We start from the raw sequence: 16,736 nt of genomic DNA on the forward strand, positions 1-16,736 counted from the left end.
AGTATCTTTATTATTAAAATGTATATTTTTAGGTTATTACAATAGCTCTTACAATTTCTCTATCATGATCAATATAAGTGAATTCCCACTCGGTATCTTGTAATTCAATTTCAAGTATATTATTCATAATATGCCTCAATCTCTTATTAAAAGCATTGCTTTTTTATTGCTTTTGTAGTATTCTTAAAGTTTTCAGGGGTATCATAAGGAAAAACTATGAATGTATACGATTTAATTGCAGAACATTACAGCGGCCTTTTTCCGCTTGAAACGGAAAAACTTGAATTTATACAACACCTTTGTCCGTTGCCGGGCAGATTGTGCGATGCAGGCTGTGCAACCGGTGAGCTTGCAATGGGTTTATATCAAAAGGGATATAATATATGCGGACTCGACTTAAATGCAAAGATGATTGGAATTGCAGAAAAGAAAGCTTCTTGTATCCGCAAAACAGGTGAGCTTATGTTCTATCATGCAGATATCGCCGATATTATGCAGTTCGGTAAATTTAAGGGAGTGCTGTGTTTCGGTAACACGCTTCCGCATTTGCGTGATGAAGATATTCTCCGCCGTTTTTTTAGTTCCGTGTATGGGTCATTAGAGGAACACGGCATCTTTATTGTTGAAGTTCTCAATTATGACCGCATCCTTGCTGATAAAAAAATGGACTTTAAAGATAAAGAAACGAAAGATTTTATTTTTAAGAGGCACTATGATTTTTTACCTGACGGGGATATCAGGTTTACTATAGAATTTACCGATAAGCAGCGCAGTACCGCCGGTTCGGATTTTACGGTATTACATCCTCTGAAGAAGCAAATGCTTTTAGCCTTATTTAAGCAGGCAGGATTCAAATCCGTTTCAGCCTATTCGGATTATACCTTTACGGAAAGCCGTGCAGAAGATTATGCCGTAGTATACACAGCAAATAAATAAGAGATATAATATTCTCATTTTGATAAGGAGCAGTTTATGAAAAACATAAAATATCTTTACATGGTTTTGATTTTTTTTACGATTATTTTAATAAGAGGCATGGCGGCAGAAAACAACAAAGAGTATAAAGTACTGATAGGTATGGCCCCAGATAAAGCGGTAAATCTTAAAGGAATAAAAACACTGGTAATTGATGCTGAATTTTTTTCTAAAAAAGATATAGCACAGCTTCACAAAAACGGAAATATTCATATATTTTCTTATTTAAACATCGGCTCTATCGAAACATTCCGCGATGATTATGAAGCATTTAAAGATCTAGCTTTAGGCGACTATGAAAATTGGGATGAAGAAAAATGGATAAATGTCTCGGACAAAATATGGCAAAAAAGAATTAAGGATAAAGCACGGCTCTTATCTCAAAAAGGCATAGACGGTTTTTTTCTTGATAATACTGACATCTATTATCATTATAAAACACCCGAAATATATCGGGGACTTATGACTCTTTTACATGAAATACATAAAGAAAATAAACCTATTATAATAAACGGCGGAGATATTTTTATAAGTCAAGCAATGAAGCAAAATGCTCTTAAAGGAATCGTAAACGGAATCAATCAGGAAAGCGTATTTACCGAAATAAATTTTAAGAATAATACATTTGGAGTAAAACCCATAGAAGACAGAGAGTATTTTTTTGCCTATTTGGATCAATGTAAAACCTATGGATTTACCGTCTATTTACTGGAATACGGCCCAAGCAAAAAAATTGAAAAAGATATAAAGGCTTATTGTCAAAGCAACGGATTTATCTACGACATATCCCATTCATTGCAGCTCGATAAACCTTTTTAAAGCGGAAAATTATATTTTAAGGAAAATTTTATGAACAACAAAAACAATTCTGCTACAAATAGCAGCACAGAACATGTACATCCGTTTGAGCCCTTCGTCTCTAAAAATACAAAGACACTAATATTGGGCACCTTTCCGGGAAAAGATTTTACGGATCCTAATAAAGAAAATGACAAAGAAGATTGGTATTACGGCAATAAGCGTAACGAATTTTGGGAATTAATAGAATATGCTTTAGGCTGTAAAGGAAATTCATTAAAGACAATTAAAGAAAAAAAGGAAGTTTTAGAAAAACACAATATAGGCATAACAGACATTGTCAAAAAAGCAAAGCGAAAAGAGGATAATAACTCAGATGAAAACCTTGAAGTTATGGAAACTAACGATCTTAACTTCCTTCTTGATAAATATAAAGGTATTGATACAATCGTACTTACTTCCAAAGATATGTACAAAAAATTTTTTAAAAAATATTATGTAGAAACTGACGATGCCATTTTAAAACAAGATAAAAACAATAAACCGGAAACTCATGAAGATCAAGGTAAAAAAATAAATATCTATTATTATACTTTTAAAGGAAGGCCAATCCGTGTTGTCCCATTACATACTCCTGCAAGAAAAAATGTAGCAATAGATATAAAAAAAGCACTATATAAATATATATTAAAAAATAATAAGTAATCTTACCCCACCTTAAAATCGTACACGGATGTCCGATTTTCAGCGAGTACTTGAATTTTTACTGATTTTCTTTTATACTTCCCTGATTTTAACTGAGGAGATTTGATAAACAGTTCGGCAGAAATTCAGCCTCACTGTTTATCTGTCGAGTTTGCCTTTCGGCAAACATCGCATTATTGTATGCAGTTTGTAAACAAACTGCGTGAAAAAACTTTTTTCGGAAGTTGAGGCTTCCTGCAAAAAGTTTTTCTGGGAGTAGATATGGGTAAGGTAATTATGGGGGCAGAAGCTCTTGACGGGTATTTAACTGAGGACGATCTAAGGCATCTTAACGAAATGAATGCTCTTTATCAGGAAGCTATTGAAAATTTTGCTGTTTTAGAAAAGGAAAACGGCGAAAAAAAGAAAAAGGCCAAAGATGAGGTTATAAGGCTTTATACCGAGATGGGACATCTTATGCAAAATATATGCAAAGATATACTTCAACTTAAAGTTTTCTCTTTTGATACTGAACATGAAAATCATGCCGAGGCTTCAAGGGTTATTGCAAAACTCCGCTCCATAAAAACCGAACATAGCGAATTCTTATACTATACCCAGCGTTCTTTTGAAATGCTTTTTAAACTTGCTTATAAGGGGCACCAAAAAGACAAGAAAAACTATCTTGTAGTAAAAACTCCTGTAACGAATCCGGTTCAAAACTATGCAGTTCACAAGATAACCGACATTGACCATAAAATTGAAAATACTGTTATGTGTGTTATGTTGAGAGGAGCCCTCCTCCCCTCTATGATTCTATCAAAAGAAATCGAAGAGTATTCTTCGCATGGCTATGTAACCCCCTTTGCCCTCTTTAAGATTAAAAGGGATGATTCCCGCAAGGAAGACGATATGCAGTACATCCTTGATTTGGATAAGTCTTATTTTAACCTAAAAGATTTGGACGGAAAGGACCTTATCTTTGCCGACCCTATGAATGCGACCGGCGGAAGCCTCGTAACCGTTGTAAAACACCTAAAAAAACTGGGCGTAAAGCCAAAATCTATAAGCTGTTTTCACGTAATTTCTGCCTTAAAGGGAGCTCTGCGAATTGTGCGTGCCTTGGATAACTGCACACTTTACACCCTTTGGATGGACCCTGCTTTAAATGCTTCGGCCTATATCATGCCGGGTCTCGGCGATGCAGGAGACAGGATAAACGGAACCGATACCGATGAAACACCCCGAAACATTATTCAGCTCCTTGCAGACTACGGCTCAAATATTGCGGGGCTTTACCGCTCTCAGCTTCGTCAGATAGAAAAAACCGTTTTAGGAAACTAGAGGATTTTAAAAAAATGAGAAAAAATATTTTTATAGTTTTTTTTGGAGTTTTGTTTTTTCTTTGTTTTACAAAAGTTTTTGCAAAGGGAGCTCTTGAAGAAGACCTTGCAGGAGAGTATTTTTCTATAGCTCAAGGCTATGCAGAGCTAAAAAACTACCCAAAAGCTGCAGATTATTATCTTAAAGCCGAAAAGTCTGAAAAATATAAAAATGCAGCTCAATATAATTTGGCACAAGTTTATGCTCTTCAAAATGAATGGGAAAACTGTCTAAAATATATTGAACCCCTCTATAAAAAAGCTCCCGAAAACATAAAAATATCTACAGCCTACGCCTATGCTCTGGCCTCATCAGGAAAAGAAGAAAAAGCCCTTTTAATTTATGAAAAGATTTATTTGGAAAATAAGGAAACTCCCGAATATTTTTTTAACTATGTTAGAATTCTAATTATAGTAAAAAAATATGAAAAAGCAAAAGAACTTCTTAACGAATCCAAGGAAAAGTTTACACAAGAAGATGATAAAAAAACTATTAGTGAACTTGAAAAAGAAATAGAAAAACTTTTAAATCCGCCTGAACTAAAAAAAGAAGATAAAACAACAGAAAAAAAAGATTCAATGCAAGATGATAAAAATCCTAAAGAAAAAAAGTAAGAAACCTAATCAAAAATCGGAACGGCTTCATAGCCCTCGCTTTTTAGCCGGATAACTATATCTCCTTTGCCGTCATCCTTTACTAAAACCGAAAAGAAAGCTTCCTCCCCGCGTTCTTCCTTTTTTATTGTTACCGTAAAGCCCTTCTTTTTAAGTTCATCTGCAAGCCCTTTTGCAAAATTTTCGGTTTTAAAAAAACCGGTTTGATAAAATTTTGCAGCCGGCAATTCATTATTTTGTGCTAAAGTTTCGCTTTGACTTAATGAGACGGATTCGGAACCTGAATCTGCAAGAGATTCTTTAAAGTCTCTATTTTGAGGCATTAAATACCAAAATGTTTTAGGGCTCAAAAAAGCCTCGCCTCGGACAACAGCAGCCTCAATACTATTAGGGAATTTTTTTATGAGAGTGTTCTCAGCCTTTTTATCCCCATCAACCCACCAAAGAGTCAAAAGCATGGCAGGATGAAATTCTGAGAATTTTGAATCGGTAACGTATTTTTTTATATTTTCAAGAGAGCTTTTTTCATCCGATTTTAATTTAAGCCATTCAAAAAGAACAAGAATTTTTATGTCTTCTTTAGAAAAGGGAGATTCAATGAGAGGCAACAAGCGGTTCCTGCAAAGCTCGGAAGACTCGCTTATGTTATCGGCTAAAAGATATGCTCCAAGAGCCTTGGTTAAAAGAGTTTTTCTTTCTTTCTCGGGAGAAAGTTCCGCAGCTTCAAGATAGTGTCTTCCGGCTCGTAAAAATAAATCGAACCTTTCTTCATAGTCGGCCAAAACGGATAAAGCTATAATTTTTTCTTCATTTGAAGAAATCTTTTTTATTTCTGCTTCAATAAACGAAGAAACATCAGCAGGAGTTTTTTTTGTAAAACCGTTTTTGATAATCTTTTGAATATTCGGAGGTAAGGAATTTTGAGCAGTCAGGCTATGCAAAAAAAAGAGAAACAATAAAAAAAATAGTATTTTTTTTATCTTAAATTCCATAAACCCTTTTATCTCTTACCTCATTTAAATCTCAGAATTACTTTCAGGAATTGAAGTCTTAGATTCTTTTTTACGTTTAAACCATGATTTTTTAGGCTTTTTTAAGTCCACGGTGTCTATTCCGACACCATCACCTGCCGTAAATGTTTCTTTTTTTTCGTTTAAAGGCTTATTTTTTTTCTTTTTACTGCTAAAGAAAAAAGGAATGGTTAAGATAAGCCCGATTAAAAATGAAAAAATATTGCTCACATAAACAGGTACATTTTCAAATGTATAAAAAATCAAAGAAATATCGCAAGAATTTTTCATGTTAAAGCCTGCAAACAAGCCTAAAAACAATACTATCAATAAAAAATAAATCAGTTTCCAGTTCATATAGTTCCTTCTAATAGCATTCAATGCTCAAGAAAACAGTATACATAAAATAAAAAAAAGAACAACAGGGGTTAATAAAATCTACTTAACCGCCTAATTAACCCTGTTTATTTCCTTTCCGGCTATAAAGGCTTTTACGTTAGCTGCGGCTGTTTTTATAAGCCTCTCTCTGGCTTCAAAGGTTTGCCATGCTATGTGGGGCGTAATAATACAGTTAGGAGCTTTAAGCAAGGGATTATCCTTAGCCGGAGGTTCTACACTGAGAACATCGCAGGCAAGACCTGCAAGTCTTTTTTCCTTTAAAGCCTCTGCTGCATCCTTTTCGTTTATAAGAGGTCCCCGTCCCGTATTGATTACAATGGAAGTTTTTTTTATCTTTTTTAAGGACTCGGCATTTATAATTTCTTTTGTTTCCGGAGTCAAAGGACAGTTTAAGCTTATTATATCGGAAGAAGAAAAAAGCTCATCTAAAGAAACTTGTTTTGCTTCTTCTAAGCCCTTAATATTTTTTTTAGAGCGGTTAAAATAGATTACCTTCATATTCATGGCAAGGGCAATTTTTGCAACGGCTTGGCCTATGTTTCCAAAGCCGACTATACCCATAGTCTTATCGGAAAGCTCCCTTATATCAAAGCTATGATAGCAAAAATGGGGGGACGCCGACCATTTTCCGCCCATAGCTTCATCGCTATGCTCCTTTACATGCCAATAAAAGTGAAAAATAAGGGCAAATACAAGTTGAGCCACGCTGTCGGTGCTGTAAGAGGGAATATTCGTTACGCAGATATTTTTAGCTCTTGCAGCCTCAATATCGACAACATTGTAGCCCGTAGCTAAAACTCCTATATATTTAAGCCGCGGCAAAGAATCCATTATTTCTTTAGAAAAAACTACCTTATTTGTAAGAACGGCATCTGCCTCCTTACACCTTTCAATAAGCTCATCTGCACTTGTTTTGTCATATATTGTAAGATTTGAAACCGATTTTAACTCATCCCACGAAAGGTCTCCGGGATTGGAAGTAAACCCGTCAAGAATAACCAAATTTAATTTTTCACTCATAAAAACACCTCTGTATGGTTATCATTCCATATTTTTTTTAATTCGTCAAGGGGTCTTTTTGGGATAAGAATGTTGATTTATAATACCTTTAAAATCTAAAAGAGATATATCCATAGAGCGGGCATAATCGCACAACTCGCTATCACCCGAAATAAGCAAATCACAATTTTTTGCCATAAGTAAAATTACAGAATCGGTAATACCTAAATTATAATATGTATTCTGGTCAATAGCTTCTATAGTTTTTATATAAACCTCTACACTTTTCTTATATATTTCTTTTGATAAATAAACATATTTTTCTTTATCATAGCCTTTAAATGTATTATTTAAAAGATTGTCAACTTCTGTTGTTATGTTGGGACAGATTATAAGCTCTGCATCAGAGCCAATATTATTCATAGTACTTATTAAAAAGTTATAATCTTCAACAGAATAAATGGAAGTACGCTTATGAGTTTTTATCTTATGCGGAGCTATTCTGCCGATTAAATACAAGAGAAAGACATTTGTATCTAAAATAATTTTTTTAGGAAAATGCATAGCTCTATTCTGCAAACATTCTCATTTGAGCTATTTTTCCTGCATTCATATTAAAATCAATTTTCTTATAAATGCGGGTATATGGTAAATTTAAAGCCGTTGCAGTATATAAATTTTTAGGTTTTTCTTCAGGTATTAAGAATGAAACCGTCATAGGCTGAATATAAGAGCTTTCAAGAGGATATAGTTCTTCCAGACGAAAGTCATCGATTTTAAAACCATATTCATCACGTAATTCTTGTTCAACTATGGGTAATATATCTTTTATTTTCATAAAATATCCTCCTAATGTAAAGACAATTATATCATAAAAAGGTAGATAAGTCTATGTGTTGGAAAAAGTATATTTTCACTAGACCATCTAGTGTAGTACTGAAACATGTGCCCTATTGTAGCCGTAATAGGTCATCGATTGTAGTACTACACGAGACCGTCTAGTGTAGTGCTGAAACAGGTCATCGATTACGACCGTAATAGGGCATCACATGTAGCCGTATAGGTGCCCTATTGTAGCAGTAAGAGATCGTCTGGTATTAACGTAATAGTACCTACAAAGGGTCTATAAGTCTTTAACTCCTACCTTCCCCTCTTCCCTGTCAACAACCCTTCCGTTTTCTTTAAGTAGAGCTCGAAAAGATGGGCAGTACGGCATTGGTGATTTATCAAATAATACTCTTTTCTTTTAAATAATTTTCAAATTTATCATCTGTAATTACTTTATCATAAGTACTTTTTACTTTTCCTAAAGCAATATCTTCAGTTAAGTCGGATATAAATTTATTAAAATCAGGATTATCTTCTGAAAGTCTTTCCAAAGTATCCCAATCTATATTTTCATTATATCGAGCATTACAAATTATTTCTGATTCACTTATACTTTCCGGATTCAGCTTTATAATTCCAATTCCAAAAGCATTAGATAATCTTTGAAGCTCATTTTTAAAATTAGGGTCTTCATCGATTTTCAAGCAAACTAAATATCCCTCATTAGCCCAGCTTGAATTTGAAACAGCCTGAAAAAAATACTGTCTTAAATTAGAATAATCTATATTCTTTTTCATTTCAAAGGAAAACAGTTTTATTGAATTGACATTCAATGAAGTTTGAAGTTTCATTGTTTCTTTTGAATAATCTTTAAACGGAAAATATACACCTACTAAATCAGGATGCAGCCATTCATTAGCCCCTTTTACTCTTTTTACTGAATTTTCCTGATAAATAGTTTTTGTGTAACAATTAAAATGCGGGTTTGAATAAACATATTTTACTAAAAGCGGATGTAAATCTCTTTCATTAAAATCACTTTCATTATTTTGTTTTAATTCTGCATTTTCTTTTTTCTCGATTTCCCGTTTTATTTCACTTCCGCTTATATTTAAACTTCTTAAAAGAAATCTTGAAGGGCGTTTTGAAACTTGAACAAAAGTGCTTTTTTCAGCCTTTTCTTTGGCATCTACATATAATCTTGCTCCTACCGTAGCGGCCGGAGTTTTACCTGAGCTTCCTAGTTTTTTATCAAAAGAAAACTCAACCGCTTTTTCCCAAATTTCTTCCGGAGTCATTGGCTTTTTTACTTTTTCAAAAACTTCTATAATCAAATCAAAAAAAGTATATTGTTTCTCCATCTTATCCCTTTTACATAATCAAATAAATTTACGCTTTCAAAAATCCCCCTCTAAAAACATCAGTCTTTAGAGGGGGCATCAAAGCTGTTCAAATTTAAAGTTGCTTATTTACAGCAGCAGCAAGCCTTGTACCTTAAAACAGGTTCTCGGGCAGCTTTTGTTTCATCTACTCGGCCGATTGGGCGTGTGTAGGGATAGCCGTGAAGCTTTTCGGGATTTGAATAAGCTTCTTTTTTGAGTTTGATCATAACTTCGGCGGTAAAGTCCAATGTGGACTTGCTTTCCGTTTCAGTAGGCTCAAACATCAAGGCTTCGTGTACGATGAGCGGGAAGTACATCGTCGGCGGGTGGATGCCGTCGTCGATTAAGCCCTTAGCTATGTCAAGAGCACTTACACCTGTTTCTTCCTTGATCTTATCAAGGGTAAGAACAAATTCGTGCATACAGATTCTGTCAAAGGCAACATCATATTCTTTTTCAAGCTTTTTCTTTAGATAGTTTGCATTTAAGACTGCATAGCCTGAGCTTTCCCTTATACCCTCGCTTCCGAGTGTAAGAATATAGGCATAGGCACGCAAGAAGACAAGAAAGTTTCCGTAGAAGTTTCTAACCCTTCCGATTGAATCCGGGCGGTTATAATCCAGCTTATAGCTTCCGTCCGAGCCTGTAACTACGGGAATCGGTAAGAATTCTTCAAGGAATTTTTTACAACCGATTGGGCCGCTTCCGGGACCACCGCCTCCGTGAGGAGTCGAGAAGGTCTTGTGCAAGTTAAGGTGAACTATATCATAGCCCATATCTCCGGGTCTTAGTCTTCCCATAATGGCATTAAGGTTAGCACCGTCATAGTACAATAAGCCGCCTGCTTTGTGAACGATTTCGGCAATTTCTTTGATATGGGTTTCAAAGAGGCCGAGGGTGTTCGGGTTTGTAAGCATGAGGGCAGCAGTATCGTTTCCTACAGTCTTTTTTAATTCCTCGATATCTACGTTTCCGTCCTTATCTGAAGGAATGTTTACGATTTCGCATCCGACCATTGCGGCACTGGCAGGGTTTGTACCGTGTGCCGAATCGGGAACCAAAATCTTGTTTCGGGCATGGTCTCCGCGTTTTTCGTGATAGGCTCTGATTACCAAAAGGGCTGTGAACTCTCCGTGAGCACCTGCTGAAGGCTGGAGGGAGAAAGCATCCATTCCGGTAATTTCACCGAGTTTTTTACCTAAATCGCCCATAGCCTCGATACAACCTTTCATTGTATGTTCAGGCTGCAAAGGGTGAATATTGGTAAAGTTCGGAAGAGCCGCAACTTCTTCGTTGAGTTTGGGATTGTACTTCATCGTACAAGAACCTAAGGGATAAAAACCGTTATCTACACCGTGAGTACGCTTGCTCAATTCCATATAGTGGCGTACAAATTCAAGTTCCGAAACTTCAGGAAGTTTTGCATCGCTTGCTCTTAAATATTTTGAATCAAGCTTATATTCGGGTACTGTCAATTTTGCTTCGGCAAATTTATGACCCTTTACGGATTTTTCAAAAATCAATTCGCTCATTACAATACCTCCTTAATGATTTTTACGGCCTTATCAAGGTCGCATTTGCAAAGAACATCGGTTGCACACCAAAGAATAGCATCATCGCAAATCTTTAAACCGCCCAAAATGCCGTTTTTTTCAAGATTTGAAAGAATTGCATCGGCCTTTCCTTTTCCGTCAGTTACGAATTCATGGAAGAATTCTCCGTTATTTTTTACGGTTAAGCCGATCTTTTTAAGCTCGTCTGCAAGATAGTGGGCATTGCTTACGGAAACATTTGCAACGGTTTTTAAGCCCTCTTTTCCATAGGCTGTCATAAACATAGAAGCTCTTAATGCACAAAGGGCTTGGTTAGAACAGATACTGGAGCTGGCTTTTTCGCGCCTTATATGCTGTTCGCGGGCTTGAAGAGTTAGAACAAAGGCTCTTCTGCCGTCATGGTCTGTTGATTGACCGATGATTCGTCCCGGGATTTTTCGCATATTGTCTTCGATTGTGGAAAGGAAGCCGAGATAGGGGCCGCCTGCACCTAGAGGAAGCCCTAAGGCCTGACCTTCGCCTAAGGCAATCGAAGCACCGCATTCTTTCGGTGTTTTTAATATTGCCAAAGAAATAGGATTGCAGCTCATTACAAACTGAGTTTTGGTACCTTCTACAAGTTTACCGACAGCTTCGCAGTCTTCGATTGTACCGAAACGGTTCGGCTGCTGCATAACAACGGCTCCGACACTTTCATCTAAAAGGCCCTTAATCTTTGAAACATCCGTCTTATAGCCGTCACGGGGAATCATTACGAATTCTACGCCGCTGTGCTTTAAATAGGTTTTAGCAATTTCGATTGAGCTGGGCTCAACACATTCCGAAATCAAAACTTTGTTTTGTTTTCGTCCTAAGGACATAACTATGGCATCTGCTACTGCCGTGCCTCCGTCATAAACGCTGGCATTGGAAACATCCATTCCGGTAAGTTCGCAAATCATTGACTGGTATTCAAAACCTGCTTGGAGTTCGCCCTGATTCATTTCGGGCTGATAGGGTGTATAGGCAGTTAAAAACTCCTCTCTGGAAGCCATGTGCCTTACAGCAGCAGGTGCATAGTGGTTATAAGCACCGGCTCCTCTTAATATCGATTTAAAGACAGTATTTTCACTGCTTAAATTTTGAAAAAACTTTTCAACTTCTGCTTGAGTTTTCCCCTCACCTATATCAACTTTTTTACAGCCCTTGTTATCAAAGCTGTATAAATCATCAATCGATTTGACACCGATGAGATCAAGCATCTCTTTTGTTTCCTCAGCGGAATGAGGAATATAATTTGACATAAACCCTCCTATTTAAATTTAAGTCAACATGTAGAATAAACAGAAAGGCAGAATTTCTGCCCAACTGTTTATCACACTTATTTTTAATTATTTGCAGAGACCTTTGTATTTACCTGCATCCATTAATTTTGAAGATTCTCCCTTAAGTTCTACCTTAAAGAACCAAGAACCGAAGGCATCTTCATTGATTTTTTCGGGAGCATCTAAAAGCTCTTCGTTTATTTCAACAACCTTTCCTGTCATGGGGCTGATGATTTCGAAAACTGCCTTTACGGATTCTACCGTAGCACAGGCCTTGTCAGCTGTAACTTCATCCCCTACTTCAGGAAGCTCGATGAATACGACATCTCCCATTTCGCTTTGGGCATAATCACTGATACCGATAATACCGATGTTTCCTTCTTTCTTGAACCATTCGTGTGATTCCAAGTATTTTACATCTTCTTTAATTTCCATATCTAACTCCTATATTTTATTTTTAAGTTTTTGTCAAAAACTTATAAAACCTGTTTAATTAGCCCTTAATTTCTTTTAAGAAGCTCGTAGGCACGATTTTAGCCTTTAGTTTTTTACCTCGTACTTCGATAAAGACTTCTTCATCTTTAATGCCTCTATCGATTCTCATATGTCCGATACCGACCTTTAATGATGGGGAAGATGTTCCTGTGGTAACATAACCGATTTCCTTGTCGCCTAAGAAAACTTTGTCATGATCGCGGGCAATACCTCTGTCAATCATCTTAAAGCCTTTTCGGATTTTTTTTGCTTCGTTGGTTTCGAGAGCTTTTTTACCGATAAAGTCTTCTTTTTCAAGTTTTATAAATGGCTTTAAGGTTACTTCGGTTGCCAAGGTTTCTTCGGTCATTTCATGGCCGTACAAGGGCATACCGGCCTCAAGGCGCAAGGTGTCTCGGCAGCCTAAACCGCAAAGCTCTATTCCGAATTCTTCTCCTGCTTTCATAACTTGATTGAAAAGCTCAAGAGCCCATTCTTTGGGGCAGTAGATTTCGTAACCGTCTTCACCGGTATAACCTGTCTGAGAAACGATTACTTCTCCCTTGGGGCACTGGAAGGTCTTAAAGGTGTAGTAAGCGGAGGGCATTGCAGAAGGAGCAATAAACTTTTTTACCACAGCAGGAGCATTGGGGCCTTGAATTGCAAGCTGGGCAATTTCGGAAGATCGGTCAGTAAAGGTAACGCTCTTATCCAAATGCTTTTTTACCCAGTCATAATCTTTGTCATGGTTTCCGGCATTTACAACCAAAAGGAATTTCTTTTGATTATAGCGGTAAACAAGGAAGTCATCTACGATTCCGCCCTTTTCGTTACACATAAGGGTGTAGCGTACATCTCCGTCAGCCATTCCGCGAATATCGTTTGTAATAAGGGCATTTACGGCAGCTTCGGCATTGTCGCCTTCAATATAAAACTCTCCCATATGTGAAACATCAAAAAGTCCTACATTATTGCGAACTGCAAGATGCTCTTTTAAGATACCGGCAAACTGAATGGGCATTTCATATCCGCCGAACTCAACAAACTTGCCGCCTTTAGCGAGCAAGGTTTCATAATAGGGTGTTCTTTTCATCTCATCCTCCTAAATTTATTTTAATTTGTAATGGATAATGTGTAATGTTTTGATTACAAATTATTAATTACAAATTGTCTTTTAGCTTATTATAAAGCTCTTCATTTTTTTCTTTGCCTAAGCCTATAAGAATTTTTTGCTCATCGGTTATAACCAATATATAGGGAGCTTCATTTTTTAGTATACATAATTTTACAGGGCCTAATTCATTATACCTAAAATAGCCTATCTTAATCGGCCCCAGACCTATGCCGTTTACCCGCCTTACTCCTAAAGAAGGCAGAGTTTCGAGTTTTTTGACCTCTCTGATTTCTGATATCGGTATGCTGACACCATAAATTCCTTTAACTTTTAATAATCCGCCTTCTACAGACGCATCTGCAGTTTTTATAACAACAAATATTCCGATAAAAATTAAGAGCAGCAATCCTATTGTAAAAAACATTTTAAAACTGCTTTTTTGTTCTTTCAAAACACGCCTCCCAGTTAACCATATTGTACACCAGATATAAAAGAAAAGCAATAGCAAATAGATAAAAAAATATTGCTTTAATTATAAAATCAAAAACGGCAAAGCTAAAATAAGCCTTGCCGTTCCAATATTATTTTTTGTAAATCATGTGGGTAGCCGACTTTTCGACGTCTTCTACAGCCTCATAAAAGGCTTCTACTACTGTGGGATGAGGATACATGGATTTTAAGATATTTTCCCTCTTAGCCTTGTTTGTTACAAGAGTTCCGATAGCTCCTATCATATCCGTAGCCGAATCGCACATCATCTGACAGCCTACAATCCTGTCTTCTTCATTGAATAGAACCTTAATAAAGCCTACATCCAAGCCTGAAAGCACCGATTTTCCGTTTGAACCCATTGGAACTTTTCCGATTTTTACGGTAATTCCCTTGGCTTCAGCTTCTTTTTCGGAAAGACCGACTCCTGCAATCTCCGGTGTGGAATATACACAGGAAGGAACAACATCTTGTTTTTCGTGTTTAGTATTGTTTACAATGTTGTCAACGACCAGATGACCTTGGTTTTCGGCATTGTGGGCAAGCATTACATTTCCCTTTACTGCATCCCCAATAGCATAAATACCTTCGACATTTGTTTTCATGCAGGCATCGGTAATTATACCCCGTTTATCGTATTCGATTCCGGCAGAATCAAGGCCGATATCCTTTATTTCGGCAATGCGTCCGATACAGACGATTACGGCATCGGCTGTAATGCTTTCTTCTTTTTCTTTAAGGGTAAAGGTACAGCCCGTTTTTTCGATTTTGGTTACCATGGCACCGTTTATTATCTTTACTCCCCTCTTTTTTAGAACAAGGGCCTGCTGCATTGCAATGTCCCTGTCAAAGGGAGGAAGAATTGTTTTTTCGAGTTCGACGATGGTTACTTCCTTACCTAAATTTGCATAGACTGTAGCAAACTCAATTCCTATAACGCCGCCGCCTATGATGATGACGCTCTTAAAATCAACAGGCTCTTTTCCTAAAATATCGTCAGAGGTCATAGCAGTTTCGATTCCGGCTATCGGAGGAGCAAAAACAGAAGAACCAGTTGCGATGATGAGGTTTTTAAATTCAAGTTCTTTTCCATTTACACTTACGGAAGATTTTGAAGTGATTTTGCCTTCCCCATTATAAAAATCAACTCCGGCGTTTTCTATGAGTTTTTCGATACCGCCTACAAGTTTATCCACAACAGCATTTTTTTTCTCGTAGATGGCCTTAATGTCGTATTTTAAGTTTTCACCTGAAAGACCGAGATCGTTTTCGGCAAAGCTTCCGAAAACCTCGGCTGTGTGAAGAAGGTATTTTGTCGGAATACAGCCCTTGTTCAAACAAGTTCCTCCAAGCCTGTTTTTTTCGATAAGAGCGGTTTTTAGCCCTGCCCTTCCAGCTTTTATGGCCGCAACATAGCCGCCCGGGCCACCGCCCAAAACAATTAAATCATACATACTAATCTCCTAAAAACAGCTTAAAATTTTAAGCATTATAATGTTTGTTTTCCAAAGTATACACGATGATCTTAATAAAAGCAAGGGGAGAAAATTGTATCTCATGGAAATCAATTTTGTAATATTTTTTTGATAAAAGATATATCCATGAGAGCTTTAAACATAATGTGTGACAAAGAAGCTTTTGGTGCATTTTTTTGTTTGTATCGCGAGACCAAATTTAACGCCACTTTCCGTCCTATGTTCAAGGCTTGTTGTAGATTTTTATCTAAAAGCCGACAAAAGTCTTCTCTAAAATGAACATCTAATAACCAATGCATGGTTTCTACAACCCATTCTTTTCTTGCTATATCCAATAGCTGTTGAGCTGTAAGTTTTCTGCTCGAAATATAATAATGCCATTCATCCGATTTTCCTTTCTTACTCTTAAACTCTGAATGAATAACACCAATACAACTTAACCCCTCCCATTCATCTGTATTATCCATCCAACCTAAATTAGTTGTGCAGAAGGCTGTTCGCTTTTCAACTCTTTCACGATTTTTTTCACTTTTACAAGCCGTGTCCATTTGTTTTCTTAAAATTTCATCTTGAACATATTCTTCAATATCCGCTTTTAATAAAGGCTGGTTCCCTTTTACCGACAATAAATAGTCCCCTTTTCCTTCTTTTATGATTTTTGCAGTTTCTTTTTGACAATTTAAGGCATCTGTAACTATTATATGTCCTTTTATATTAAGAGTTTTTATAAGAGATTGAACTGTAGGTATCTCATTTGTCTTTCCTTTAACACACTTTTGTGCCAATGTTATACCAAATTCGGCAACTTGTGCAGAGACTATGTGCAGCGGACTTTCATAGCTGCTCATTTTATCTGTTGAACGGATAGTTTTTCCGTCTATCGCTATTGTAAGAGGTTTTTCTGTACCGTATTCTTTGATAAGAGCTTCAGCCATATTCATAAAACATTCGTTTAATGAGTCTATGTTTATCAATTTAAGTAGACAGGTAAGCCAATAATAGCAAGGTGTCTTTTTTATGCCGAATTCTTTATTTAGCCTATCCTTTATAATGTCAGCAGTTGCCCATTCGTGTATCTCTCTAATGTTTTTACGCCCGCAAAGAAGACCAAGTAATAATATTTTTAAAGCTTCGTTTACGCTGTAAAAATATCCGTCGTGATTGCTGACTATTTTAATGTCGCTAAAGTAATCAAATATATTTTCTATTTCCATACCTACATTATCGGCAGTTTTTAGTAAAATTGATTTCCGTG

18 protein-coding genes are annotated in these 16,736 nt (G+C 36.5%); 5 read left to right on the plus strand and 13 right to left on the minus strand.

Features of this window, described 5'->3' with window-relative positions:
• The first annotated feature begins 216 nt into the window (after positions 1-216).
• The 5 genes from HGJ18_RS04540 to HGJ18_RS04560 all read left to right on the plus strand — a co-directional run bounded on the left by HGJ18_RS04540 (position 217) and on the right by HGJ18_RS04560 (position 4,454).
• A complete protein-coding gene (locus HGJ18_RS04540) occupies positions 217-936 on the plus strand; it encodes a class I SAM-dependent methyltransferase (protein ID WP_253697917.1) in 720 nt (239 codons plus the stop codon).
• A 36-nt stretch (positions 937-972) separates the two neighbouring features.
• Positions 973-1,794, plus strand: coding sequence for a glycoside hydrolase family 191 protein (locus HGJ18_RS04545; RefSeq protein WP_253697918.1), 822 nt, complete (start codon positions 973-975; stop codon positions 1,792-1,794).
• Positions 1,795-1,824: 30 nt separating this feature from the next.
• Complete coding sequence (locus tag HGJ18_RS04550; RefSeq protein WP_253697919.1) at positions 1,825-2,478, plus strand: uracil-DNA glycosylase family protein; 654 nt, start codon at positions 1,825-1,827, stop codon at positions 2,476-2,478.
• 261 nt (positions 2,479-2,739) lie between these two features.
• Positions 2,740-3,801: a uracil phosphoribosyltransferase gene (locus tag HGJ18_RS04555; protein ID WP_253697920.1), complete on the plus strand. Its 1,062-nt coding sequence runs from the start codon at positions 2,740-2,742 to the stop codon at positions 3,799-3,801.
• 14 nt (positions 3,802-3,815) lie between these two features.
• Positions 3,816-4,454: a tetratricopeptide repeat protein gene (locus HGJ18_RS04560; protein WP_253697921.1), complete on the plus strand. Its 639-nt coding sequence runs from the start codon at positions 3,816-3,818 to the stop codon at positions 4,452-4,454.
• A gap of 5 nt (positions 4,455-4,459) precedes the next feature.
• On the opposite strand, the gene HGJ18_RS04565 is transcribed toward HGJ18_RS04560, so the two are convergent.
• The 13 genes from HGJ18_RS04565 to HGJ18_RS04625 all read right to left on the minus strand — a co-directional run bounded on the left by HGJ18_RS04565 (position 4,460) and on the right by HGJ18_RS04625 (position 16,695).
• Positions 4,460-5,446, minus strand: a complete 987-nt coding sequence (locus HGJ18_RS04565; protein ID WP_253697922.1) for a hypothetical protein — start codon at positions 5,444-5,446, stop codon at positions 4,460-4,462.
• Positions 5,447-5,470: 24 nt separating this feature from the next.
• The gene (locus HGJ18_RS04570) at positions 5,471-5,821 is read right to left on the minus strand and encodes a hypothetical protein (protein WP_253697923.1); all 351 of its coding nucleotides are present in this window, start codon (positions 5,819-5,821) and stop codon (positions 5,471-5,473) included.
• Between the two features lie 93 nt (positions 5,822-5,914).
• On the minus strand, positions 5,915-6,883 hold the full coding sequence (locus HGJ18_RS04575) for a D-2-hydroxyacid dehydrogenase (RefSeq protein WP_253697924.1): 969 nt from the start codon (positions 6,881-6,883) through the stop codon (positions 5,915-5,917).
• 45 nt (positions 6,884-6,928) lie between these two features.
• Complete coding sequence (locus HGJ18_RS04580; RefSeq protein ID WP_253697925.1) at positions 6,929-7,426, minus strand: PIN domain-containing protein; 498 nt, start codon at positions 7,424-7,426, stop codon at positions 6,929-6,931.
• Positions 7,427-7,430: 4 nt separating this feature from the next.
• Positions 7,431-7,700 carry a hypothetical protein gene (locus HGJ18_RS04585; RefSeq protein WP_253697926.1) on the minus strand — a complete coding sequence of 90 codons (270 nt, stop codon included), beginning with the start codon at positions 7,698-7,700 and terminating at the stop codon, positions 7,431-7,433.
• A 388-nt stretch (positions 7,701-8,088) separates the two neighbouring features.
• Positions 8,089-9,024 carry a COG2958 family protein gene (locus HGJ18_RS04590; RefSeq protein ID WP_253697927.1) on the minus strand — a complete coding sequence of 312 codons (936 nt, stop codon included), beginning with the start codon at positions 9,022-9,024 and terminating at the stop codon, positions 8,089-8,091.
• Between the two features lie 131 nt (positions 9,025-9,155).
• Positions 9,156-10,604 carry an aminomethyl-transferring glycine dehydrogenase subunit GcvPB gene (gene gcvPB, locus HGJ18_RS04595; RefSeq protein ID WP_253697928.1) on the minus strand — a complete coding sequence of 483 codons (1,449 nt, stop codon included), beginning with the start codon at positions 10,602-10,604 and terminating at the stop codon, positions 9,156-9,158.
• Positions 10,604-11,908, minus strand: coding sequence for an aminomethyl-transferring glycine dehydrogenase subunit GcvPA (gene gcvPA / locus HGJ18_RS04600; RefSeq protein ID WP_253697929.1), 1,305 nt, complete (start codon positions 11,906-11,908; stop codon positions 10,604-10,606). Before gcvPA ends, gcvPB begins: the two co-directional genes overlap by 1 nt.
• Before the next feature lie 87 nt (positions 11,909-11,995).
• Positions 11,996-12,364: a glycine cleavage system protein GcvH gene (gcvH, locus tag HGJ18_RS04605; RefSeq protein WP_002669223.1), complete on the minus strand. Its 369-nt coding sequence runs from the start codon at positions 12,362-12,364 to the stop codon at positions 11,996-11,998.
• A 58-nt stretch (positions 12,365-12,422) separates the two neighbouring features.
• Entirely contained in the window at positions 12,423-13,496 is a 1,074-nt protein-coding gene (gene gcvT / locus HGJ18_RS04610) for a glycine cleavage system aminomethyltransferase GcvT (protein ID WP_002678348.1), read from the minus strand.
• A gap of 67 nt (positions 13,497-13,563) precedes the next feature.
• Entirely contained in the window at positions 13,564-13,968 is a 405-nt protein-coding gene (locus tag HGJ18_RS04615; RefSeq protein ID WP_253697930.1) for a PH domain-containing protein, read from the minus strand.
• 130 nt (positions 13,969-14,098) lie between these two features.
• Positions 14,099-15,460: a dihydrolipoyl dehydrogenase gene (lpdA, locus tag HGJ18_RS04620; protein ID WP_253697931.1), complete on the minus strand. Its 1,362-nt coding sequence runs from the start codon at positions 15,458-15,460 to the stop codon at positions 14,099-14,101.
• A gap of 110 nt (positions 15,461-15,570) precedes the next feature.
• Positions 15,571-16,695 (minus strand): ISAs1 family transposase, encoded by a 1,125-nt coding sequence (locus HGJ18_RS04625; RefSeq protein ID WP_253697932.1) that lies wholly within the window; start codon positions 16,693-16,695, stop codon positions 15,571-15,573.
• Positions 16,696-16,736 lie beyond the last annotated feature (41 nt).

Origin of the sequence: Treponema denticola (assembly GCF_024181405.1) — a bacterium.
GTDB classification, from domain to species: Bacteria; Spirochaetota; Spirochaetia; order Treponematales; family Treponemataceae; genus Treponema_B; species Treponema_B denticola_D.